Genomic DNA, 22,263 nt, shown 5'->3' with positions numbered 1-22,263 from the left:
TCAGATCGTTCGCGGAGCAGCCTGTCGAAATATATTCTTGATGTCAAGATACTTGATGTCGAGAGAGGCCTGTTCCAGGGCCTCGGGCCACCTCACCCCGTGCGCCCGTCGATCACCCTGGCCACCAGCGCCAGCAGCATCTGCCGCTCCGCCGGGTCGAGCGGTGCCAGCAGCTCCTCGTTGGCCGCGTCCGTCCGTGACCGCAGTCGCGCCAGCAGTTCCGCGCCCTCCGGTGCCAGGGTGATGGCGTTCTTGCGCGCGTCGCGCGGGTCCTTGCCGCGCACGATCAAGCCCCGGGCCTGCAGATCGTTGATGATGCCGACCATGTCCTTGGGGTCGATCCGCACCGTGCGGGACAGCTCTGCCTGAGCGAGCGGCTCGAACTCGGCCACGGCGCAGAGCACGGCGTGGTGGCCGAGCTTGAGTTCCTCCTCGGCGAGGGCGTCGGCGACCAGGCGGTGGCCGAGTGCGCCGGCCCGGCCGAGGAACCAGCTGGGGAGGGTCTGCAGGCGGGTGAACGGGGCGTCGGTCGCGGGGGCGGCGGGGTCAACCATGGGGTCATCCTAAAACCATTGGAGGCCCCAATGAATTCTGCTATCGTTGGGATCACCAACGAAAGGGGGGGCGCACCATGCGCAAGGTCAGGTTTCACCAGTACGGCGGGGCCGAGGTGCTGCGGCTGGACGAGGTGGCCGCACCGCAACCCGGGCCCGGCGAGGTGCTGGTCCGCACCGAGGTGGCAGGCGTCAGCCTGATGCTCCTCAAGATGCTCGACGCGGCCGGCGGCGCCCCGCTGCCCGGCTCGCCGGGCGGGGGCTTCGTCGGGCGGATCGAGGCGGTCGGCAGCGAAGTGACCGGCTACCAGGTGGGCCGGCGGGTCGGCGGGATCGCGGCCGAGGTGTTCGCGGACCGGCTGGTGGCGATGCCGGCGGCCATCACCCCCGTGCCCGAAGAAGCCGACGCCGCCGAGGCGTTGGGGCTGGTGCACGGCGGCCTGGTGGCCCTCGCCGCGCTGCGGATCGGGGAGATCGAGCAGGGCCAGGAGGTGCTGGTGACCAACGCCGCCGGCGGGGTCGGCCACCTGATCGTGCAGCTGGCCAAGGCGCTCGGCGCGAGCCGGGTGGTGGCCGCGACGTCGGCGCCCGAGCGCAAGGCCGACTTCCTGCGCAGTCTGGGCGCCGACGAGGTGATCGGCTACGACCAGCAGGGCTGGGGAGCGCCGGTCGACCTGGTGCTGGAGGGCGCCGGCGGCGCGGTGCTGCCCAAGGCGCTTGCCGCGCTGCGCCCGTTCGGCCGGCTGGTCACCCTGGCCGGATACGGCGGCACCCTGGACGCGGGCGCGGTGCTCGGTTCGATGACCACCGTCACCGGGCTGTCCATGGGGCAACTCGCCCGAAACAGGCCGGAGTTGGTCGCCGAGGTGCGTGCCGAGCTGTGGCGGCTGCTCGCCGCGGGCAAGGTCCGTCCGGTCTGCGTGGAGTTCCCCCTGGAACGCGCCGCCGAGGCGGTGGCCCTGCTGGAGCAGCGGGCGGCGCTCGGCAAGCCGGTGCTACGAGTCCAGTGACCCCATCGGCGCAAGGTACGTGCGCAGCGGCTCCCGGTGCCACCAGGCCCCGCTGGCCCGCCGCTCGGCGCGCGTGGTGAACCGGTAGCGGTAGAGCACCGCGCGGACCCAGCGCGGCGGGTGGTCGGGGAACGGGTTGTGCCGCAGCAGCCGCAGCGTCGCCGGGTCCCCGGCGAGCAGCCGGTCGGCGAAGGTGCGCAGCCAGGGGCGGGCGTAGGAGGGGGAGATGCCGGCGAACCACATCAGCCAGTCGAGCCGCAGGTGGTACGGCGCGTACTGGCGCGGGCGCCGGCGTACGTCCCCCGGCTTGCCCTTGAACCCGTACTCCCGCCAGACGCTGTCGGCCGTCGGCACGGCGTCCTCGGTGCCCTCCAGCACCACCTCGAACCGGATCCGGTTGATGCTGCCGAACGCGCCGTAGGTGTTCACCAGGTGCAGCCGGTTGAACGAGAAGTTCATCAGCTGCTCGCGGGAGAGCAGATTGCGGGCCGGCCACCAGCTCAGCGCCACCACCAGTGCGGTGAACAGCAGCACCAGCACCTCGAACCAGATCGGCGCCGACCGGCTCCCCGAGGTCCCGCCCGGCAGCCGCAGCGCGCTGAAGGCCAGCGCGATGGTCAGCCAGTTCAACCAGGCGAAGTTCCCGGAGACCACCAGCCAGAGCTGGGTCAGCACCATGGCCCCGGCCGCGATCGAGGCCACCGGCTGCGGGGTGAACAGCAGCACCGGGAAGCCCAGCTGCGCGACATGGTTGGCGGCCACCTCGACCTTGTGCAGCGGCAGCGGCAGATGGTGGAAGTACCAGCTGAACGGGCCGGGCATCGGCTGGGTCTCGTGGTGGTACTTGAGGCAGGTGAGGTCGCGCCAGCAGCGGTCGCCGCGCAGCTTGATCAGCCCGGCCCCGAACTCCACCCGGAACAGCAGCCAGCGGAACAGCAGCAGCACCGTGAACGGCGGCGCCACCTTGGCATTGCCGAGGAACACCGCCAGCGAGCCGGCCTCCAGCAGCAGCGACTCCCACCCGAACGAGTACCAGGTCTGCCCGACGTTGACGATCGACAGGTAGAGGACCCAGAGCAGCGCCCAGAACAGCATCGAGGCCCACAGCGGCACCAGGTCGGCCAGCCCGGCGCAGATCGCGGCGGACAGCGCCGCGCCGCCCCAGGACACGGCGGCGAAGAACCGGTCCGAGTAGTGCCACTGGAACAGGCTCGGCGCGTCCCGCCAGCCGCGGTAGCGCAGGTAGCGGGGGATCGGCAGCAGGCCGTGCTCGCCCAGCAGGGCCCGGAACTGCCGGGCCGCCGCCAGGAAGCCGACCAGGTAGACGGCGGCCAGCAGCCGCAGCAGCACCAGCCGGCTGAGCGCGTACCCGGGCGCGGTGAACCACTCCACGCGCCCATCCCACCACCCTGCGCCGCGCCGCCCGGGCCACCGCGCCGGGGGCGTGTGCCAGGGCTCGCGCAGCCGGAGCAGCCCTGACGGGCCGTCAATCAGCGGCGGTGCCCGACCGGTGACGGGGCACGGCATGCGAACCGGTGTTGAACCGGGCGGCGGGTATCGGAAGGTCAAAGCACTTGCCGAAGATCAGCAAAGTGGGAAATGATCATCGCCGCATACGTACGTTTCGATTTGGGGGAACCTGTGCGCCTTGCTCGAAAGCTCGGAATGACAACGGCCTGCCTCGCGCTGGCCGCCGCCGGAACAGGGGTGGCCGCCGCCCCGGCGAACGCCGCCTCCTCCCCGGCCGACGCGATTTGCGGCCCCGGCTACTACAACGTCGGCAACACCCCGGTGGCAGGGGCCGTTGTTGCGGTGGAGTACAACGGCTACACCAACTGCGTGGTGACGCTCAAGACCACCAACGTGGGCACTCCGACGCACGTCTGGGCCTACATCAACCTCAACGGCCTGGAGGATCAGAACCGGGACGACAGCACCTACAGCTACTACGCCGGCCCCCGGTACGTGGACGCGCCCAGCGGCCAGTGCATCTACTGGGGCGGCGGCACCGATGACGGTTGGGCCTACGAGGGCCCCGGCCACTGCGGCTGACCAGGCCCGGCGACACCGGCCGCCCGCCCGGCGCAGCACAAGGGGCGGGCGGCCGGTGCGGTTCGTAGGCTGGAAGACATGTCCGATGCGCACGCGGCCCGCCGGGATCGGCTCCTGGAGCACTGCAGTGCCGCCGGGATGGACGCGGCGCTGATCACCAGCCCGGCCAACGTCCGGTACCTGACCGGCTGCACCCCCTGCGGCGCCAGCCTGCTGGTCACCCGGGAGCGGGCGCTGCTGGCCCTCCCCGCCGACCTGCCGCCGGAGGACAACGGCGAGTTCGTCTACCCGGTCGACCTGCCGCAGCAGAGCGCGGCCGCCGACCAGGACACCGCGGAGCTTGCCGCGATGGCGGCCGCCGCCGACCGGGTGGGCGAGCTGGCGGTGGAGGAGCACGATCTGACGGTGCGCCGGTACCGGGAGGTCGCCGACCGGGCCCCGGGGGTGCGGCTGCACGACCTGGGCCGCACCGTGGAGCGGCTGCGGGTGGTCAAGGACGAGCAGGAGATCGCCGACCTGCGCATCGCCGCCGAGATCGGCGACCAGGCGCTGGGCGAGCTGCTGGAGTCGATCCTGGTGGGCCGCACCGAGCGGCACCTGGCGATGGAGCTGGAGCGCCGGATGGTGGACCACGGCGCGGACCGGGCCGGCTTCCCGGTCTCGGTCGGCACCGGCAGCCACTCCGGGCAGGCCGACCACCGGCCCACCGACCGGCGGGTCGAGGAGGGCGACTTCCTGACCGTCTCGCTAGGCGCGCAGTACCGCGGCTACACCGTGCGCAGCACCCGGACCTTCGTGATCGGCGCGGCGCCGGCGGGCTGGCAGGTGGAGCTGCACCGGCTGGTCTTCGAGGCCCAGCGGGCGGCCCGGGAGGCGCTGGCCCCGGGGGTGCCGTGCAGCACGCCGGACCGGGCGGCCCGCGAAATGCTGGGCGAGGCGGGCTACCGGGAGGACCGGCCCAGGCCGTTCGGACACGGTATCGGCCTGGAAGTCCGGGAGGCGCCGCAACTGGGCCCCAGCGAGACGGGTAAACTGGACAATCGCGTGCCGGTCACCGTTGGTCCCGGGGTTCACCTTCCGGGCCGCGGCGGGGTCCGGATCGAGGACACGCTCGTCGTGCGCCCCGTTGCCGAGGGCGGGCCCGAGCTGCTCACCATCACCACCAAGGAGCTCCTCGCCCTGTGACCGCCGGGTCTCCCGGTCGGGACAGGCGCGCACCCCTTGGTTCCTTGACAAGCTATATCCAGGAGTAAGTGCGCCCGTGGCTTCCACGAACGATCTCAAGAACGGCATGGTCCTCAAGCTCGACAACGACCAGCTCTGGTCCGTCGTCGAGTTCCAGCACGTCAAGCCGGGCAAGGGCCCCGCGTTCGTGCGCACCAAGCTCAAGCACGTGCTGAGCGGCAAGGTCGTCGACAAGACGTTCAACGCGGGCACCAAGGTCGAGACCGCCAACGTCGACAAGCGCGACATGCAGTTCTCGTACATGGACGGCGAGCAGTTCGTGTTCATGGACATGGACACCTACGACCAGCTGCCGATCTCCCGCGACGTCGTCGGCGACGCCGCCAAGTACATGCTGGAGGGCTTCACCGCCCTGGTCGCCGTCTACGAGGGCAACCCGCTCTACATCGAGCTGCCGGCCGCCGTCGAGCTGGTCATCGAGTTCACCGAGCCGGGCCTGCAGGGCGACCGCTCCACCGGTGGCTCGAAGCCGGCCCGCCTGGAGACCGGCGCCGAGATCCAGGTGCCGCTCTTCATCAACCAGGGTGAGAAGATCAAGGTCGACACCCGCGACGGCAGCTACCTCGGCCGGGTGAACAAGTAACCGTGGCGTCTGCACGCACCAAGGCGCGCACGCACGCCTTCCAGATCCTCTTCGAGGCGGACCACCGGGACGTCGACCCGCTCTCGGTGCTCGCCGACTGGGTGGCCCGGGGCCGCGAGGCCAAGCCGGGCGAGAGCGTCCCGAAGGTCGCCGAGTACACCATGCAGCTGGTCGAGGGCTACACCCGGCACGCCCGCCGGATCGACGAGCTGATCGCGACCTACGCGGTGGGCTGGACGCTGGACCGGATGCCGCTGGTGGACCGCAACGTCCTGCGGCTCGGGGCCTACGAGCTGATCTGGGAGGACGGCGTTCCGGACGCGGTCGTCCTGGACGAGGCGGTGGAGATCGCCAAGGAGTACTCCACGGACGAGTCCCCGGGCTTCGTCAACGGGATGCTGGCCCGGTTCCAGGAGAACAAGGCTTCGATCCGCCGCTGAGGCAGCCTTCGGCAGTGGCCGCCGGACCCCGCACGGGGTTCGGCGGCTGTTGCGTTCCCGGGGGCGTTGCGCGCTCAGAGGGCTGGCGTAAGCTGCCTACTGGCCGGTAACTTATTCGAAGGGCGGCACCCCCATGACCACCGTGACCAGCAGCGAGTTCGACCGGGCGATCGCCCTTGGCCCCGACGGCCCCGACGCCCCGGGCCGCTACACGGGGGAGCTGGGCGCCGGCTGGCAGATCGGCGGCGGGATCAACGGCGGGCTGCTGCTGGCCGTGGCCGCCAACGCGCTGCGCCAGGAGCTGCCCGGGCACCCCGACCCGGTCTCGATCAGCGGCTACTACCTCTCCACCTCGCGCCCCGGCCCGCTGACCGTGCAGACCGAGGTGATCCGGCGCGGGCGGGGCCTGTCCAACGCCACCGCCTCGCTCGGCCAGCTCGACGAGGACGGCCGGCCGGTGGAGCGGCTCAGAGTGGTCGCCGGCTACACCGACCTGGCCGCCCTGGACGGCGAGGTGCGCACCTCGGCGGTGCCGCCGCAGCTGCCGCCGCCGGAGCAGTGCGTCGGGCGGGAGCACATGCCGATGCCGATCACCCCGGACCTGGCGCTGCTGGAGCGCTTCGAACTGCGCCTCGACCCGGCCACGGTCGGCTGGGCGGTCGGCCAGCCGTCGATGAACGGGCGGCTCCAGGGCTGGTTCCGGCTGGCCGACGGCCGTGAGCCGGACCCGCTGTCGCTGCTGCTGGTCGCCGACGCGCTGCCGCCGGTCACCTACGACCTCGGGTTCCCCGGCTGGGCGCCGACCGTGGAGCTGACGGTGCACCTGCGGGCGGTGCCGGCCAAGGGCTGGCTGCGGGTCAGCCACGGCACCCGCAACCTGGCCGGCGGGTACTTCGAGGAGGACTGCGAGATCTGGGACGATGCGGGCCGGCTGGTCGCCCAGTCCCGCCAGCTGGCCCGGGTGCCCCGGCAGGCGTAACGCACCCCGGGCGCACCAGTGCGCCCGCTCCGCACCACGTGCGCCCGGCGCACGGGGAACGACAACGGCGCGGCCCCTCAGGACCGCGCCGTGACGTTTCTTCAGAAGTGTGCGAACCGACGCCAGGTCAGCTCGCGTCCTCCTCGCGCACCGCGCGGCGCGCGTCGGGGTTCAGCACGCCCCAGCTGATCAGCTGCTCGGTGAGGATCGAGGGGGACTGGTCGTAGATCACGGCCAGGGTGCGCAGGTCGTCCTGGCGGATCGACAGCACCTTGCCGTTGTAGTCCCCGCGCTGGGACTGGATGGTGGCCGCGTAGCGCTGCAGCGGGCCGGCCTTCTCGCTCGGAACCTGGGTCAGTCTCTCCAGGTCGAGGACCAGGCGCGGCGGCGGCTCGGCCGCACCGCCCGGGGTGCCGCCGGGCAGCAGCTCCTGCACGGGGACGCCGTAGAACTCGGCGAGCTCCGCCAGGCGCTGCACGGTCACAGCACGGTCGCCACGCTCGTACGAGCCGACGACAACCGCCTTCCAGCGGCCCTGGGACTTCTCTTCGACGCCGTGCAGGGAGAGCCCCTGCTGAGTGCGGATCGCGCGGAGTTTTCCTCCGAGCTGCTTCGCGTAGTCGCTGGACATTGATCTCCCCGGCCGAATGTTGCTGGTTGCATGGTGGTCACGGAGGAGTGAGGAATGCCCTGACTGCCCGGGTGTCCTACCGGCCGGTAAGACGCCCGTTCCGTAACTCACTGTGAGGTTACGTAGAGTGAGGTCGGTGCGTCAAGCCGAATGGGGCAGTCGTGCGAACCGGTCGCTACCTCTGCGTGAACACGACACGAAGCGTGGCGGGCTCGGCACGATCTCCCTGGTAGGATGACTGAGGCGTCCGCCACGTAGCCGGACGGCCACCATCAGACATCCTTTAAGGCCCGTCCTGTGAGGCGGGGAAGGAGGTCCGCTTCGGCATGACCACAAACGATTCACCGCGTCCGCCGCACCAGGTGCTGGACGGCGCGGACATCTCCCGGGTGATCACCCGGATCGCGCACGAGATCGTCGAGCGCGCCAAGGGCGCCGAGGACGTCGTGCTGCTGGGCATCCACACCCGCGGCGTGCACCTGTCCCGCCGCCTGCAGGCCAAGCTGACCCAGATCACCGGCCGCGAGATCCCGCTGGGCACCCTCGACATCACCATGTACCGCGATGACCTGCGGCTGAAGCCGGCCCGCGCGCTGGAGCACACCGAGATCCCCGCCGGCGGTGTCGACGGCAAGCTGGTGATCCTGGTCGACGACGTGCTGTTCTCCGGCCGCACCGTGCGCGCCGCCCTCGACGCCCTCGGCGACATCGGCCGTCCCCGCGCCGTGCAGCTCGCCGTGCTGGTCGACCGCGGCCACCGCGAGCTCCCGATCCGCGCCGACTACGTGGGCAAGAACCTGCCCACCTCACTGCGCGAGGCCGTGCAGGTCCGGCTCGCCGACAGCGACGGCCAGGACGCCGTGCTGGTCGGCGACCGCGACTACACCGCCCGCAGCTCCCAGGCACTCGCCGCCGATCCGACCCGCCCGGAGTAGAAAACCCCCGTGAAGCGCCACCTCGTCTCCGCCGCCGACCTCAGCCGCGACGACGCGCTGCTGATCCTGGACACCGCCGAGGAGCTCGCCCAGCTCTCCGGACGGGCCGTCAAGAAGCTCCCCACGCTGCGCGGCCGCACCGTCGTCAACCTGTTCTTCGAGGACTCCACCCGCACCAAGACCTCCTTCGAGGTCGCCGAGAAGCGCCTCTCGGCCGACGTGATCAACTTCGCCGCCAAGGGCTCCTCGGTCTCCAAGGGCGAGAGCCTCAAGGACACCGCGCTCACCCTGCAGGCGATGGGCGCCGACGCCGTGGTGATCCGCCACCACGCCTCCGGCGCGCCGGCCCGGCTCGCCCAGTCCGACTGGCTGCACGGCAGCGTGATCAACGCCGGCGACGGCACCCACGAGCACCCCACCCAGGCCCTGCTGGACGCCTTCACGCTGCGTCGGCACCTCAACCCGGGCCTCGGCAACGACCTCAGCGGCCGCCGGGTGACCATCGTGGGCGACGTCCTGCACAGCCGGGTCGCCCGCTCCAACGTGCTGCTGCTCAACACCCTGGGCGCCGAGGTCACCTTCGTGGCCCCGCCCACCCTGGTCCCGATCGGCATCGAGCACTGGCCGTGCGAGGTCTCCTACGACCTGGACGCCGCACTGGCCAAGACCGACGCGCTGATGATGCTCCGCGTCCAGCGCGAGCGGATGAACGCCGCCTTCTTCCCGACCGAGCGCGAGTACGCGCGCCGCTACGGGATGAACGGCCGGCGCCTGGCCCGCCTGCCCGAGCACGCCGTGGTGATGCACCCGGGCCCGATGGTCCGCGGCATGGAGATCACCGCCGAGGTCGCCGACTCGCCGCGTTGCACCGCGGTCGAGCAGGTCGCCAACGGCGTCTCGATCCGGATGGCCGTCCTGTACCTCCTGCTCGGCGGAGCCACCCTCGCCGACGCCCCCAGCACCAACCAGAGTGAGGCCGCAAAGTGAGCGAGCGCAGCGAGCGAACCAATGAGAGCAGCGACCCCAGGGGAGCGGCCGCCGAGCTCCAGCGAAGTGGCCGATCCACTTCTTATCTGATCCGCAACGCACAGATCCTCGGCGGCCCGGCGCAGGACATCCTGATCGCCGACGGCACCTTCCAGCAGATCGGCACCGACCTGAGGGCCGAGGCCGACGTGGAGATCGACGCCACCGGCCTGGTCGCGCTGCCCGGCCTGGTCGACCTGCACACCCATCTGCGCGAGCCGGGCCGCGAGGACGCCGAGACCGTGCTGACCGGCACCCAGGCGGCCGCCAAGGGCGGCTACACCGCCGTGCACGCGATGGCCAACACCTTCCCGGTGGCCGACACCGCCGGTGTGGTCGAGCAGGTCTGGCGGCTCGGCAAGGAGTCCGGCTACTGCGACGTGCAGCCGGTCGGCGCCGTCACGGTCGGCCTGGAGGGCAAGAAGCTCGCCGAGCTCGGCGCCATGCACGACTCGGCCGCCGGCGTGCGGGTCTTCTCCGACGACGGCAAGTGCGTGGACGACGCGGTGATCATGCGCCGCGCGCTGGAGTACGTGAAGGCCTTCGACGGCGTCGTCGCCCAGCACGCCCAGGAGCCGCGGCTCACCGAGGGTGCCCAGATGAACGAGGGCCAGGTCTCCGGCGAGCTCGGGCTCGGCGGCTGGCCGGCCGTCGCCGAGGAGTCGATCATCGCCCGCGACGTGCTGCTGGCCGCGCACGTCGGCTCCCGGCTGCACGTCTGCCACGTCTCCACCGCCGGCTCGGTGGAGATCATCCGCTGGGCCAAGGCCAAGGGCTGGGACGTCACCGCCGAGGTGACCCCGCACCACCTGCTGCTCACCGACGAGCTGGTCCGCAGCTACGACCCGGTCTACAAGGTCAACCCGCCGCTGCGCACCGCCGAGGACGTGCAGGCGCTGCGCAAGGCGCTGGCCGACGGCACCATCGACGCGGTGGCCACCGACCACGCGCCGCACCCGGCCGAGGACAAGGACTGCGAGTGGGCCGTGGCCGCGATGGGCATGGTCGGCCTGGAGACCGCGCTCTCCGTGGTTCAGCAGGCGATGGTCGACACCGGCCTGCTGAACTGGGAGGGCGTCGCCGACCGGATGTCGCACCGCCCGGCCCGGATCGGCCGTCTCGCCGGCCACGGCCGTCCCGTCTCGGTCGGTGAGCCGGCCAACCTGGTGCTCTTCGATCCCGCGTACCGTGGCACCGTGAACCCCGAGAGCTTCGCCACCCGCAGCCGTAACACCCCCTACCGCGGCCTTGACCTGCCCGGTCGCGTGCACGCCACCTTCCTGCGCGGCACCGCCACGGTGCTGGCCGGCGAGCTGGTCGAGCCGGGCGAGCCGGCGTGAGCGGCACCCCCCTCGCCGGCACGCCGCTGATGATGCACAAGGCGCAGGTGCACAACTGGCCCGCGTACATCGGCTGGTCGGTCGGCCTGCTGATCCTGGTGGCGCTGATCTACTGGCTGATGCGCCAGGGCTGGAACTGGCGGCGCACCCTGCAGTCCGACCTGCCGGAGCTGCCCGCCGTGCCGGCCGAGCCCGGCGCCACCATCCTGGAGAGCAAGGGCCGCTACCACGGCACCACCACGGCCGGGAACTGGCTGGACCGGGTGGTGGCGCACGGCTTGGGCACCCGCAGCCTGGCCGAGCTGACCCTGACCGAACGCGGGCTGCTGGTCCGCCGCCCGGGTGACGTCGACCTCTGGCTGCCCGCCGAGGAGCTGACGGGCGCTCGGACCGACTCCGGCCACGCCGGCAAGGTGGTCCCGGCCGGCCTGCTGGTGGTCGGCTGGCGACTCCAGGGCAAGGAGCTGGAGTCCGGGCTGCGGCTGGACCACCCCGACCAGCACGCGGCCTGGGTCACCGCCATCGAACAACTAGCACCACGTACGAAGAAGACGGAAGGCGTAACACCATGACCGCACCTGCCCCCACCAAGCCGCGCTCCTGGCGGGAGCGTGTGCCTGCCGTGCTGGTCCTGGAGGACGGTCGCACCTTCCGCGGTGAGGCGTACGGCGCGATCGGCGAGACCTTCGGCGAGGCGGTCTTCAACACCGGCATGTCCGGCTACCAGGAGACCCTGACCGACCCGTCCTACCACCGCCAGGTGGTGGTCATGACGGCCCCGCAGATCGGCAACACCGGCTGGAACGACGAGGACGACGAGTCCAAGCAGATCTGGGTGGCCGGCTACGTGGTCCGCGACCCCGCCCGGGTGGCCTCCAACTGGCGGGCCAAGCGCTCGCTGGACGAGGAGCTGGCCGACCAGGGCGTGGTCGGGATCAGCGGCATCGACACCCGGGCCCTCACCCGCCACCTGCGCGAGCGCGGGGCGATGCGGGTCGGCATCTTCTCCGGCGAGCGGCTGGCCGAGCCGGCCGAGCTGCTGGCGCGGGTGCAGCAGGCGCCCGAGATGAAGGGCGCCGACCTGTGCGCCGAGGTCGCCACCACCGAGACCTACGTGGTCCCGGCGATCGGTGCGAAGAAGTTCACCGTCGCCGCCGTCGACCTCGGGATCAAGGGCATGACCCCGCACCGGATGGCCGAGCGCGGCATCGAGGTGCACGTGCTGCCCGCGAACGCCACCGCCGAGGACATCTACGCGGTCAACCCGGACGGCGTCTTCTTCTCCAACGGCCCGGGCGACCCGGCCACCGCCGACCACCAGGTCGCGGTGCTGCGCGAGGTGCTCGGCCGCGGGACCCCGTTCTTCGGGATCTGCTTCGGCAACCAGATCCTCGGTCGCGCCCTGGGCTTCGGCACCTACAAGCTCAAGTACGGCCACCGCGGCATCAACCAGCCGGTGCAGGACCGCACCACCGGCAAGGTCGAGGTCACCGCGCACAACCACGGCTTCGCCGTGGAGGCCCCGCTGGACAAGGTGAGCGACACCCCGTTCGGCCGCGCCGAGGTCTCCCACGTCTGCCTCAACGACGACGTGGTCGAGGGCCTGCAGTGCCTGGACACCCCCGCATTCAGCGTTCAGTACCACCCCGAGGCCGCCGCCGGTCCGCACGACGCCGCGTACCTGTTCGACCGCTTCGCCCAGCTCATGGAGGGCCAGCGTGCCTAAGCGCACCGACATCAAGTCCGTTCTGGTCATCGGCTCCGGCCCGATCGTGATCGGCCAGGCGGCCGAGTTCGACTACTCCGGCACCCAGGCGTGCCGGGTGCTGCGGGCCGAGGGCCTGCGGGTGATCCTGGTCAACTCCAACCCGGCCACGATCATGACCGACCCGGAGATCGCCGACGCCACCTACGTCGAGCCGATCACCCCCGAGTTCGTCGAGAAGATCATCGCCAAGGAGCGCCCCGACGTGCTCCTGCCGACCCTGGGCGGGCAGACCGCGCTCAACACCGCGATCGCCCTGCACAAGGCCGGCACGCTGGAGAAGTACGGCGTCGAGCTGATCGGCGCCAATGTCGAGGCGATCAACAAGGGCGAGGACCGCGAGCTGTTCAAGCAGGTCGTGGAGGCCGTCAAGGCCAAGATCGGGCACGGCGAGTCGGCCCGCTCGGTGATCTGCCACTCGATGGACGACGTGCTGGCCGGGGTCGAGACCCTCGGCGGCTACCCGGTCGTGGTCCGCCCGTCCTTCACCATGGGCGGCGCCGGCTCCGGCTTCGCGCACGACGAGGAGGACCTGCGCCGGATCGCCGGCCAGGGCCTGGCGCTCTCGCCGACCACCGAGGTGCTCCTGGAGGAGTCCATCCTCGGCTGGAAGGAGTACGAGCTCGAGCTGATGCGCGACAAGAACGACAACGTCGTGGTCGTCTGCTCGATCGAGAACTTCGACCCGATGGGCGTGCACACCGGCGACTCGATCACGGTCGCGCCGGCCATGACGCTCACCGACCGCGAGTACCAGATCCTGCGCGACATCGGCATCGCGGTGATCCGCGAGGTCGGCGTCGACACCGGTGGCTGCAACATCCAGTTCGCCGTCAACCCCGACGACGGCCGGGTCATCGTCATCGAGATGAACCCGCGCGTCTCCCGCTCCTCGGCGCTGGCCTCCAAGGCCACCGGCTTCCCGATCGCCAAGATCGCCGCCAAGCTGGCCGTCGGCTACACCCTGGACGAGATCCCCAACGACATCACCGAGCAGACCCCGGCCTCCTTCGAGCCGACCCTCGACTACGTCGTCGTCAAGGTCCCGCGGTTCGCCTTCGAGAAGTTCCCGTCCGCCGACGCCACGCTGACCACCACCATGAAGTCGGTCGGCGAGGCCATGGCGATGGGCCGCAACTTCACCGAGGCGCTGCAGAAGGCGCTGCGCTCGCTGGAGAAGAAGGGCTCGCAGTTCACCTGGGTCGGCGCGACCGGCGACAAGGCCGAGCTGCTGACCAAGGCCAAGGTGCCGACCGACGGCCGGATCAACACCGTGATGCAGGCGATCCGGGCCGGCGCCACGCCGGGCGAGGTCTTCGACGCCACCAAGATCGACCCCTGGTTCGTCGACCAGCTGTTCCTGCTCAACGAGATCGCCGAGGAGCTGGCCGCCGCCGAGCTGCTCGACCCGCAGCTGCTGCGGCACGCCAAGCGGCACGGCTTCTCCGACCAGCAGATCGGCGAGATCCGCGGCCTCAAGCCGGACGTGGTCCGCGAGGTGCGGCACGCGCTCGGAATCCGCCCGGTCTTCAAGACCGTTGACACCTGCGCCGCCGAATTCGCCGCCAAGACCCCGTACTTCTACTCGTCCTATGACGAGGAGAGCGAGGTCGCGCCGCGCACCAAGCCCGCGGTGATCATCCTGGGCTCCGGTCCGAACCGGATCGGCCAGGGCATCGAGTTCGACTACTCCTGCGTGCACGCCTCCTTCGCGCTGGCCGACGCCGGGTACGAGACCGTGATGGTCAACTGCAACCCCGAGACCGTCTCCACCGACTACGACACCTCCGACCGGCTCTACTTCGAGCCGCTCACCCTGGAGGACGTGCTGGAGATCGTGCACGCCGAGGAGCAGGCCGGACCGGTCGCGGGCGTCATCGTCCAGCTCGGCGGCCAGACCCCGCTCGGCCTGGCCCAGGCGCTCAAGGAGAACGGCGTGCCGATCGTCGGCACCCAGCCCGAGGCGATCGACCTGGCCGAGGAGCGCGGCGCGTTCGGCCGGGTGCTGCGGGACGCCGGCCTGCCGGCGCCCAAGCACGGCACCGCCTTCTCCTTCGAGGAGGCCAAGGCCATCGCCGACGAGATCGGCTACCCGGTGCTGGCCCGCCCCTCCTACGTGCTCGGCGGGCGCGGCATGGAGATCGTCTACGACGAGGCCAGCCTCGCCTCCTACCTGGAGCGGCACGCCGGCCTGATCTCCGAGCACCCGGTGCTGATCGACCGCTTCCTGGACGACGCGGTGGAGATCGACGTCGACGCGCTCTACGACGGCGCCGAGCTCTACCTCGGCGGCGTCATGGAGCACATCGAGGAGGCCGGTATCCACTCCGGCGACTCCGCCTGCGCGCTGCCCCCGATCACCCTGGGCGGCTTCGACATCAAGCGGCTGCGGGCCTCCACCGAGGCCATCGCCAAGGGCGTCGGCGTGCGCGGCCTGATCAACATCCAGTTCGCGCTGGCCGGTGACATCCTCTACGTGCTGGAGGCCAACCCGCGCGCCTCCCGCACCGTGCCGTTCACCTCCAAGGCCACCGCGGTGCCGCTGGCCAAGGCCGCCGCCCGGATCTCGCTGGGCGCCACCATCGCCGAGCTGCGCGCCGAGGGCCTGCTCCCGGCCGAGGGCGACGGCGGCACGCTGCCCGCCGACTGCCCGATCTCGGTCAAGGAGGCCGTGATGCCGTGGTCGCGGTTCCGCGACGTGCACGGCCGCGGCGTGGACACCGTGCTCGGCCCGGAGATGCGCTCCACCGGTGAGGTCATGGGCATCGACAAGGTGTTCGGCACCTCCTACGCCAAGGCCCAGGCCGGCGCCTACGGCTCGCTGCCGACCAAGGGCCGGGTGTTCGTCTCGGTCGCCAACCGCGACAAGCGCAACCTGGTCTTCCCGGCCCGGGCGCTGGTCGAGCTGGGCTTCGAGGTGCTCGCCACCGCCGGCACCGCCGAGGTGCTGCAGCGCGCCGGCATCCCCTCCACCCAGGTGCGCAAGCACAGTGAGGGCGTCGGCCCGAACGGCGAGCGGACCGTCGTGCAGCTGATCCACGACGGCGAGGTCGACCTGATCATCAACACCCCCTACGGCACCGGCGGCCGCATGGACGGCTACGAGATCCGCACCGCCGCCGTGGCCCGCGGCGTGCCGTGCCTGACCACCGTCCAGGCGATGGGCGCGGCGGTCCAGGGCATCGACGCGCTGACCCGTGGCGACGTCGGGGTGATGTCGCTCCAGGAGCACGCGGCGCTGATCAACTCCGCCCGCAAGTAGCCCGATCCTGAATGGGGGGCACCGAGTGTGGTGCCCCCATTCCCATGCGAGGAGCCCTGTGTACAAGCTTCTGTTCAACCTGGTCTTCCGGAAGATGGACCCCGAGAAGGCGCACCACCTGGCGTTCTTCTGGATCCGGCTGGCCGCCTCGGTGCCCGGCCTGCGGCAGCTGGTCACGCTGGTGCTGGCCCCCAAGGACAAGGCGCTGCGCACCAATGCGCTCGGCCTCGACCTGCCCGGCCCGTTCGGTCTCGGCGCCGGCTTCGACAAGAACGCGATCGGCATCGACGGGTTGGCGATGCTCGGCTTCGACTACGTCGAGATCGGCACCGTGACCGGCGAGCCGCAGCCCGGCAACCCGGCGCCGCGGATGTTCCGGCTGGTCGAGGACCGGGCGCTGATCAACCGCATGGGCTTCAACAACCAGGGCTCGGCGCGGATCGCGGCCCGGCTGGCGCAGCGCCAGCGCGGCTCGATGTCGCCGGTGGTCGGCGTCAACATCGGCAAGACCAAGGTGGTCGAGGAGGCCGACGCCGTCTCGGACTACGTCAAGAGCACCGAGCGGCTGGCCGGGCACGCCGACTACCTGGTGGTCAACGTCTCCTCCCCGAACACCCCGGGGCTGCGCAACCTGCAGGCCGTCTCGCACCTGCGCCCGCTGCTGACGGCCGTGCGGGAGGCCGCCGACCACGCCACCGCCCACCATGTGCCGCTGCTGGTGAAGATCGCCCCCGACCTGGCCGACGAGGACGTGGACGCGGTGGCCGACCTGGCGCTGGAGCTGGGCCTGGACGGCATCATCGCCACCAACACCACGATCGGGCGCGAGGGGCTGCGGGCCACGGCCGCCGAGGTCGAGGCGATCGGCATGGGCGGGCTTTCCGGTGCGCCGCTCAAGGACCGCTCGCTGGAGGTGCTGCGGCGGCTGCGGGGGCGCACCGACGGCCGGCTGGTGCTGGTCTCGGTCGGCGGCATCGAGACGGCCGAGGACGCCTGGCAGCGGATCCTGGCGGGCGCCGACCTGGTGCAGGGCTTCAGCGCCTTCATCTACGAGGGCCCGTTCTGGATGCGCCGGATCCACAAGGGCCTCTCCTCCCGGCTGCGCAGGCACGGCTACCAGAGCATCACCGAGGCGGTCGGCGCCGGAGCCTGACGGCCCGAGATCGCACCCACCCACCTACAACCCCACCGTGAAGGACGCCATGACCACCCCCTTCGACTCCAACTCCTTCGGCGGGCGGCTGCGCCACGCCATGGACGAGCGCGGCCAGCTCTGCGTCGGCATCGACCCGCACGCCGCCCTGCTCTCCGCCTGGGGCCTGGGCGACGACCTGGCCGGCCTGGAGACCTTCAGCCGCACCGTGGTCGAGGCGCTGGCCGACCGGGTGGCGGTGCTGAAGCCGCAGGCCGCGTTCTTCGAGCGGTTCGGCAGCAAGGGTGTCGCCGTGCTGGAGCGCGCCGTGGCCGACGCCCGGGCGGCCGGCGCCCTGGTGCTGATGGACGCCAAGCGCGGCGACATCGGCTCCACCATGGCGGCCTACGCCGAGGCGTTCCTGAGCCCCGGCAGCCCGCTCTTCTCGGACGCCGTCACGGTCAGCCCCTACCTGGGCTTCGGCTCGCTGCAGCCCGCGCTGGACCTCGCCCGGGCGAACGGCTGCGGCGTCTTCGCGCTGGCCCTGACCTCCAACCCGGAGGGCTTCGAGGTGCAGCGGGCCACCGGCCCGGACGGCGTGAGCGTGGCGCAGCAGGTGCTGAACCGGCTGGCCGCCGAGAACGCCGGTGCCACCCCGCTGGGTTCGTTCGGCGCGGTGGTCGGCGCCACCCTGGCCGACGCCGGGGTGGACCTGGCGATCAACGGCCCGCTGCTGGCCCCCGGGATCGGCGCGCAGGGGGCCACGATGGCCGACCTGCCCCGGGTCTTCGGCGCCGCGGTTCCGGCCGTGGTGCCCAGCGTCAGCCGGGACGTGCTCAAGCACGGGCCGTCGGTCACCGGCCTGCGCGACGCTGCCCAGCGCTTCATCGACGAGATCCGGGCCGTATCGGCGATGTGAGGGCTGTCACACTCGGCTGGCAAAGTCGGTTCAAACCGGGCCGTTTTCTCCCGAAAAGTCCTGGCCTACCTGTGCTGACCAGGACTTTTCGGCTTCTTTTCCTGACGTGGGCGCACAATGCGGGTAGTGTCCGGCGGTAGATGCCCTCGGCGGGGCGAAATCTCGCTGCTCTCGCAGGTCAGAGCGGCTGGATCGCCCTGCGGTCATCGCCCATGACGGGCGGTGGCAGGCATCTGGTTCAACCCCAATGTCCTAGCACTTCAATTCCTTCCAGACCCTGAGGTGAACGGCGTGGCTCTTCCGCCCCTTACCCCTGAACAGCGCTCCGCCGCGCTGGCCAAGGCCGCCGAGGCTCGCCGGGAGCGCGCCGAGGTGAAGAACCGGCTCAAGCACTCGGGCGCATCCCTGCACGAGGTCATCAAGGCCGGCAAGGCAGACAACGAGGTCATCGGCAAGATGAAGGTCTCCGCACTGCTGGAGAGCCTTCCCGGTGTCGGCAAGGTCCGTGCCAAGCAGATCATGGAGCGCCTGGGCATCTCCGAGAGCCGGCGTGTCCGTGGTCTCGGTACCAACCAGATCGCTTCGCTGGAGCGGGAGTTCGGCGGCACCGCGTCCTGACGTCGGTGTCCTGAACGGCCTGGCGTCGGTGTGCTGAGCGCTCTGGCGTCGGTGTCCTGAACCCCGGTGTTCTCCGGACCGTCCAGGATCCGGGATAATCGGTGCATGAGTGAGCGTCCGCGGCTGACCGTGCTCTCCGGCCCCTCCGGGGTCGGCAAGAGCACGGTCGTCGCCCATTTGAGGCAGCAGTTCCCCGAGGTGTGGCTCTCGGTCTCCGCGACCACCCGGCGCCCGAGGCCCGGCGAGCAGGACGGGGTCCAGTACCACTTCGTCGACAACGACGAGTTCGACAAGCTGATCGCCAACGGCGAGCTGCTGGAGTGGGCCGTCTTCGCGGGGAACCGGTACGGCACCCCCGGGCCGCCGTCGAGGCCAAGCTGGACCGCGGTGAGCCGGTCCTGCTGGAGATCGAGCTGCAGGGGGCCCGCCAGGTGCGGCAGTCGATGCCGGAGGCCCAGCTGGTCTTCCTGGCTCCGCCGAGCTGGGAGGAGCTGGTGCGCCGGCTGACCGGCCGCGGCACCGAGCCGCAAGACGTCATCGACGAGCGGCTGGCCGCCGCCCGGGTCGAGCTGGCCGCCGAGCCGGAGTTCGACACCACGCTGGTCAACACCTCGGTCGAGCAGGTGACGGCCGAGCTGCTAGCCTTGCTCGGTGTAGTCTGACCTTTTGTTTTCCACCCTTTCGGAAGGTTTTCGCGTGTCCTCTTCCATGACCGCGCCCGAGGGCATCATCAACCCGCCGATCGACGAGCTGCTTGAGGCCACGGACTCGAAGTACAGCCTGGTGATCTACGCGGCCAAGCGCGCTCGCCAGATCAACGCGTACTACTCCCAGCTCGGCGAGGGCCTGCTGGAGTACGTCGGTCCGCTGGTCGATACCCACGTGCACGAGAAGCCGCTGTCGATCGCGCTGCGCGAGATCAACGCCGGCATGCTGACCGCCGAGGCGGTCGACGCGGCCTGACGGCCTCTCAAGGGGCCCACCGGATCCGTCCGGTGGGCCCCTTGCTGCTTCCCGCCGGGGCCGGGCTCTATGGTGAAGGCGTGAGCGAGACTTCTCCCCAGAGCCAGCCCCGTGTCGTCCTCGGCGTGAGCGGCGGGATCGCCGCCTACAAGGCCTGTGAGCTGCTGCGCCGGTTCACCGAGTCGGGCCACCAGGTGACCGTGGTGCCGACCGCGGCCGCACTGCACTTCGTCGGCGAGGCGACCTGGGCCGCGCTGTCCGGGCGCCCGGCGGCCACCGAGACCTGGGAGCGGGTGCACGAGGTCCCGCACGTGCGGATCGGGCAGAACGCCGACCTGGTGGTCGTCGCCCCCGCCACCGCCGACCTGATGGCCAAGGCGGCCCACGGCATGGCGGACGACCTGCTCACCAACACCCTGCTCACGGCCCGCTGTCCGGTGGTGTTCGCGCCCGCGATGCACACCGAGATGTGGGAGCACCCGGCCACCCAGGAGAACGTCGCCACGCTGCGCCGGCGCGGCGCGGTGGTGCTGGAGCCGGCGGTCGGCCGGCTGACCGGCAAGGACACCGGCAAGGGCCGGCTGCCGGATCCGGACGCCATCTTCGCGGCCTGCCGCCGGGTGCTGGTCCGCGGCGTCGGGGAGGCCGACCTGGCCGGGCGGCACGTACTTGTCTCGGCCGGCGGCACCCGCGAGCCGCTGGACCCGGTGCGGTTCCTGGGGAACCGCTCCTCCGGCAAGCAGGGTTACGCGCTGGCCGCCGCCGCGGCCGCCCGCGGGGCCCGGGTCACCCTGCTGTCCGCCAATGTGTCGCTGCCCGGGCCGGCCGGGGTCGACGTGATCCCGGTCGCCACGGCCCTGGAGCTGCGGGAGGCGGCTGTCAAGGCGGCGCCCGAGGCGGACGTGGTGGTGATGGCCGCCGCGGTCGCCGACTTCCGACCCGCCGTATATGCCACTGGGAAGATCAAGAAGGTCGAGGGCGAGGAGCCGGCGCCCGTGGCCCTTGTCCGCAATCCGGACATCCTGGCCGAGCTGTCCGCCGACCGCACCCGTCCGGGGCAGCTGGTGGTGGGCTTCGCCGCCGAGACCGACCAGGTGCTGGCCCATGGCCGGGCCAAGCTGGCCCGCAAGGGCTGCGACCTGCTGGTGGTCAACGAGGTCGGCGACGGCAAGGCCTTCGGTACGGATACCAACGAAGCGGTCATCCTGGGCGCGGACGGCAGTGAGACACCGGTGCCGCCCGGTCCCAAGGAGGAGCTCGCGGACGCGATCTGGGACCAGGTGGTGGCGCGGCTCGGCTGAGCGGAGGAGCAGTGGATGCCGGGCGGCCGACGGTTCCCCGGCGCCCCGGGACGCCCCGGGTGATCATTTTCACGACCATTGGCTGAGACGACCGCGTGAACTGGCCGGTAGTGAGTATTGAACGCCGATAGCTGACCGTTACACTCCAAGGCATCAAGTCTTTCCGGATGCCCCGGTCCCGACCGGGGCATTCAGTCAGCAGCCGCTGCAACCCCAGGGAGCGCTGTGTCTCGCCGCCTGTTCACCTCGGAGTCCGTCACCGAGGGGCACCCCGACAAGATCGCTGACCAGATCAGCGACACCATCCTCGACGCCCTGCTGAAGGACGACCCGACCTCCCGGGTCGCCGTCGAGACCCTCATCACCACCGGCCAGGTGCACATCGCCGGTGAGGTCACCACCAAGGCCTACGCGCCGATCGCGCAGCTGGTCCGGGAGAAGATCCTGGAGATCGGCTACGACAGCTCGAAGAAGGGCTTCGACGGCGCCTCCTGCGGGGTCTCGGTCTCGATCGGCTCGCAGTCGCCGGACATCGCCCAGGGCGTCGACACCGCGCACGAGCACCGCGTCGAGGGCGACGTCGACGACGAGCTGGACCGCCAGGGCGCCGGTGACCAGGGCCTGATGTTCGGGTACGCGTGCGACGACACCCCCGAGCTGATGCCGCTGCCGATCACCCTGGCGCACCGCCTCTCCCGCAAGCTGACCGAGGTGCGCAAGAACGGGACCATCCCGTACCTGCGCCCGGACGGCAAGACCCAGGTCACCATCGAGTACGACGGCGACCAGGCCGTGCGCGTGGACACCGTGGTCGTCTCCACCCAGCACGCGTCCGACATCGACCTGGACTCGCTGCTGGCGCCCGACATCCGCGAGTTCGTGGTGGAGCCGGTGCTGCGGGAGATCGCCATCGACACCTCCGACTACCGGCTGCTGGTCAACCCGACCGGCCGCTTCGAGATCGGCGGCCCGATGGGCGACGCCGGTCTGACCGGCCGCAAGATCATCATCGACACATACGGCGGCATGGCCCGCCACGGTGGCGGCGCCTTCTCCGGCAAGGACCCGTCCAAGGTCGACCGCTCGGCCGCCTACGCGATGCGCTGGGTCGCCAAGAACATCGTCGCCGCGGGCCTGGCCCGCCGCGCCGAGGTCCAGGTGGCCTACGCGATCGGCAAGGCCGAGCCGGTGGGTCTGTTCGTGGAGACCTTCGGCACCGAGACCGTTCCGGTGCTGAAGATCCAGGAGGCCGTCACCAAGGTCTTCGACCTGCGTCCGGCCGCGCTCATCCGCGACCTCGACCTGCTGCGTCCGATCTACGCCCAGACCGCCGCCTACGGCCACTTCGGCCGCGAGCTGCCGGACTTCACCTGGGAGCGGACCGACCGCGCCGAGGCGCTGAAGGCCGCCGTCGCGGGCTGAGCCCCCGTCCGAGCCGTACCGTGGTGGCCGTCCCCTGCCGAGGGGGCGGCCACCGCCGTTGTCTGTCGGACCGCTGTGGTACCACT

The 22,263-nt window shown here is 71.2% G+C and carries 21 protein-coding genes and 1 pseudogene; 19 read left to right on the top strand and 3 right to left on the bottom strand.

All coding sequences use genetic code 11. The features are described from left to right. Positions 1–92: 92 nt before the first annotated feature. Positions 93–554, bottom strand: coding sequence for a MarR family winged helix-turn-helix transcriptional regulator (locus tag E6W39_RS06995; RefSeq protein WP_141632788.1), 462 nt, complete (start codon positions 552–554; stop codon positions 93–95). A gap of 77 nt (positions 555–631) precedes the next feature. On the opposite strand from E6W39_RS06995, the gene E6W39_RS06990 reads away from it, so the two are divergent. Next, entirely contained in the window at positions 632–1,564 is a 933-nt protein-coding gene (locus E6W39_RS06990) for a quinone oxidoreductase family protein (RefSeq protein ID WP_141632787.1), read from the top strand. Here E6W39_RS06990 and E6W39_RS06985 read toward each other — a convergent pair. Beyond that, positions 1,550–2,956, bottom strand: coding sequence for a lipase maturation factor family protein (locus tag E6W39_RS06985; protein ID WP_141632786.1), 1,407 nt, complete (start codon positions 2,954–2,956; stop codon positions 1,550–1,552). The genes E6W39_RS06990 and E6W39_RS06985 overlap by 15 nt on opposite strands. Positions 2,957–3,229: 273 nt before the next feature. Here E6W39_RS06985 and E6W39_RS06980 point away from each other — a divergent pair, with 273 nt between their 5' ends. From E6W39_RS06980 to E6W39_RS06960, 5 genes are all read left to right on the top strand, one after another. Then, the gene (locus tag E6W39_RS06980) at positions 3,230–3,616 is read left to right on the top strand and encodes a hypothetical protein (protein ID WP_141632785.1); all 387 of its coding nucleotides are present in this window, start codon (positions 3,230–3,232) and stop codon (positions 3,614–3,616) included. A 78-nt stretch (positions 3,617–3,694) separates the two neighbouring features. Continuing rightward, entirely contained in the window at positions 3,695–4,801 is a 1,107-nt protein-coding gene (locus E6W39_RS06975) for a M24 family metallopeptidase (protein ID WP_141632784.1), read from the top strand. A 76-nt stretch (positions 4,802–4,877) separates the two neighbouring features. After that, positions 4,878–5,444: an elongation factor P gene (gene efp, locus E6W39_RS06970; RefSeq protein WP_141632783.1), complete on the top strand. Its 567-nt coding sequence runs from the start codon at positions 4,878–4,880 to the stop codon at positions 5,442–5,444. A 2-nt stretch (positions 5,445–5,446) separates the two neighbouring features. Continuing rightward, a complete protein-coding gene (nusB, locus tag E6W39_RS06965) occupies positions 5,447–5,884 on the top strand; it encodes a transcription antitermination factor NusB (protein ID WP_101383809.1) in 438 nt (145 codons plus the stop codon). A 133-nt stretch (positions 5,885–6,017) separates the two neighbouring features. Further along, positions 6,018–6,863 (top strand): thioesterase family protein, encoded by an 846-nt coding sequence (locus tag E6W39_RS06960; RefSeq protein WP_141632782.1) that lies wholly within the window; start codon positions 6,018–6,020, stop codon positions 6,861–6,863. Positions 6,864–6,990: 127 nt separating this feature from the next. On the opposite strand, the gene bldD is transcribed toward E6W39_RS06960, so the two are convergent. Further along, on the bottom strand, positions 6,991–7,494 hold the full coding sequence (gene bldD, locus E6W39_RS06955; protein WP_030056198.1) for a transcriptional regulator BldD: 504 nt from the start codon (positions 7,492–7,494) through the stop codon (positions 6,991–6,993). A 326-nt stretch (positions 7,495–7,820) separates the two neighbouring features. On the opposite strand from bldD, the gene pyrR reads away from it, so the two are divergent. The 13 genes and pseudogenes from pyrR to metK all read left to right on the top strand — a co-directional run bounded on the left by pyrR (position 7,821) and on the right by metK (position 22,177). Continuing rightward, positions 7,821–8,429, top strand: a complete 609-nt coding sequence (pyrR, locus tag E6W39_RS06950; RefSeq protein ID WP_141632781.1) for a bifunctional pyr operon transcriptional regulator/uracil phosphoribosyltransferase PyrR — start codon at positions 7,821–7,823, stop codon at positions 8,427–8,429. A 9-nt stretch (positions 8,430–8,438) separates the two neighbouring features. Continuing rightward, positions 8,439–9,416: an aspartate carbamoyltransferase catalytic subunit gene (locus tag E6W39_RS06945; RefSeq protein ID WP_141632780.1), complete on the top strand. Its 978-nt coding sequence runs from the start codon at positions 8,439–8,441 to the stop codon at positions 9,414–9,416. Positions 9,417–9,502: 86 nt separating this feature from the next. After that, positions 9,503–10,795, top strand: a complete 1,293-nt coding sequence (locus E6W39_RS06940; RefSeq protein ID WP_141637583.1) for a dihydroorotase — start codon at positions 9,503–9,505, stop codon at positions 10,793–10,795. A gap of 29 nt (positions 10,796–10,824) precedes the next feature. Then, the gene (locus E6W39_RS06935) at positions 10,825–11,367 is read left to right on the top strand and encodes a PH-like domain-containing protein (RefSeq protein WP_141637582.1); all 543 of its coding nucleotides are present in this window, start codon (positions 10,825–10,827) and stop codon (positions 11,365–11,367) included. Then, on the top strand, positions 11,364–12,521 hold the full coding sequence (gene carA / locus E6W39_RS06930; RefSeq protein WP_141632779.1) for a glutamine-hydrolyzing carbamoyl-phosphate synthase small subunit: 1,158 nt from the start codon (positions 11,364–11,366) through the stop codon (positions 12,519–12,521). The genes E6W39_RS06935 and carA overlap by 4 nt, the downstream gene beginning before the upstream one ends. Then, positions 12,514–15,822, top strand: coding sequence for a carbamoyl-phosphate synthase large subunit (gene carB, locus E6W39_RS06925; protein WP_141632778.1), 3,309 nt, complete (start codon positions 12,514–12,516; stop codon positions 15,820–15,822). The genes carA and carB overlap by 8 nt, the downstream gene beginning before the upstream one ends. A gap of 58 nt (positions 15,823–15,880) precedes the next feature. Further along, positions 15,881–16,975: a quinone-dependent dihydroorotate dehydrogenase gene (locus E6W39_RS06920; protein ID WP_141632777.1), complete on the top strand. Its 1,095-nt coding sequence runs from the start codon at positions 15,881–15,883 to the stop codon at positions 16,973–16,975. Between the two features lie 49 nt (positions 16,976–17,024). Further along, positions 17,025–17,873 (top strand): orotidine-5'-phosphate decarboxylase, encoded by an 849-nt coding sequence (gene pyrF / locus E6W39_RS06915; RefSeq protein WP_141637581.1) that lies wholly within the window; start codon positions 17,025–17,027, stop codon positions 17,871–17,873. A 291-nt stretch (positions 17,874–18,164) separates the two neighbouring features. Then, the gene (mihF, locus tag E6W39_RS06910; protein WP_035840782.1) at positions 18,165–18,491 is read left to right on the top strand and encodes an integration host factor, actinobacterial type; all 327 of its coding nucleotides are present in this window, start codon (positions 18,165–18,167) and stop codon (positions 18,489–18,491) included. A gap of 105 nt (positions 18,492–18,596) precedes the next feature. Then, positions 18,597–19,153: pseudogene (gene gmk / locus E6W39_RS06905) on the top strand (guanylate kinase). A gap of 34 nt (positions 19,154–19,187) precedes the next feature. Then, entirely contained in the window at positions 19,188–19,454 is a 267-nt protein-coding gene (gene rpoZ / locus E6W39_RS06900) for a DNA-directed RNA polymerase subunit omega (RefSeq protein WP_035840778.1), read from the top strand. Between the two features lie 80 nt (positions 19,455–19,534). After that, positions 19,535–20,755, top strand: a complete 1,221-nt coding sequence (gene coaBC, locus E6W39_RS06895) for a bifunctional phosphopantothenoylcysteine decarboxylase/phosphopantothenate--cysteine ligase CoaBC (RefSeq protein ID WP_141632776.1) — start codon at positions 19,535–19,537, stop codon at positions 20,753–20,755. A gap of 225 nt (positions 20,756–20,980) precedes the next feature. Then, complete coding sequence (gene metK, locus E6W39_RS06890) at positions 20,981–22,177, top strand: methionine adenosyltransferase (protein WP_141632775.1); 1,197 nt, start codon at positions 20,981–20,983, stop codon at positions 22,175–22,177. Positions 22,178–22,263: the final 86 nt, after the last annotated feature.

This window comes from Kitasatospora acidiphila, from assembly GCF_006636205.1.
In the GTDB taxonomy this organism is placed as follows: domain Bacteria; phylum Actinomycetota; class Actinomycetes; order Streptomycetales; family Streptomycetaceae; genus Kitasatospora; species Kitasatospora acidiphila.
This window is presented reverse-complemented; position numbering and strand designations above follow the sequence as displayed.

What these genes read in the sequence shown, in the direction of transcription:
- E6W39_RS06995 (WP_141632788.1), bottom strand. Translation starts at nt 554, where the DNA reads ATGGTTGACCCCGCCGCCCCCGCGACCGACGCCCCGTTCACCCGCCTG.
- E6W39_RS06990 (WP_141632787.1), top strand. Translation starts at nt 632, where the DNA reads ATGCGCAAGGTCAGGTTTCACCAGTACGGCGGGGCCGAGGTGCTGCGG.
- E6W39_RS06980 (WP_141632785.1), top strand. Translation starts at nt 3,230, where the DNA reads ATGACAACGGCCTGCCTCGCGCTGGCCGCCGCCGGAACAGGGGTGGCC.
- E6W39_RS06975 (WP_141632784.1), top strand. Translation starts at nt 3,695, where the DNA reads ATGTCCGATGCGCACGCGGCCCGCCGGGATCGGCTCCTGGAGCACTGC.
- E6W39_RS06960 (WP_141632782.1), top strand. Translation starts at nt 6,018, where the DNA reads ATGACCACCGTGACCAGCAGCGAGTTCGACCGGGCGATCGCCCTTGGC.
- bldD (WP_030056198.1), bottom strand. Translation starts at nt 7,494, where the DNA reads ATGTCCAGCGACTACGCGAAGCAGCTCGGAGGAAAACTCCGCGCGATC.
- pyrR (WP_141632781.1), top strand. Translation starts at nt 7,821, where the DNA reads ATGACCACAAACGATTCACCGCGTCCGCCGCACCAGGTGCTGGACGGC.
- E6W39_RS06935 (WP_141637582.1), top strand. Translation starts at nt 10,825, where the DNA reads ATGATGCACAAGGCGCAGGTGCACAACTGGCCCGCGTACATCGGCTGG.
- carA (WP_141632779.1), top strand. Translation starts at nt 11,364, where the DNA reads ATGACCGCACCTGCCCCCACCAAGCCGCGCTCCTGGCGGGAGCGTGTG.
- pyrF (WP_141637581.1), top strand. Translation starts at nt 17,025, where the DNA reads ATGACCACCCCCTTCGACTCCAACTCCTTCGGCGGGCGGCTGCGCCAC.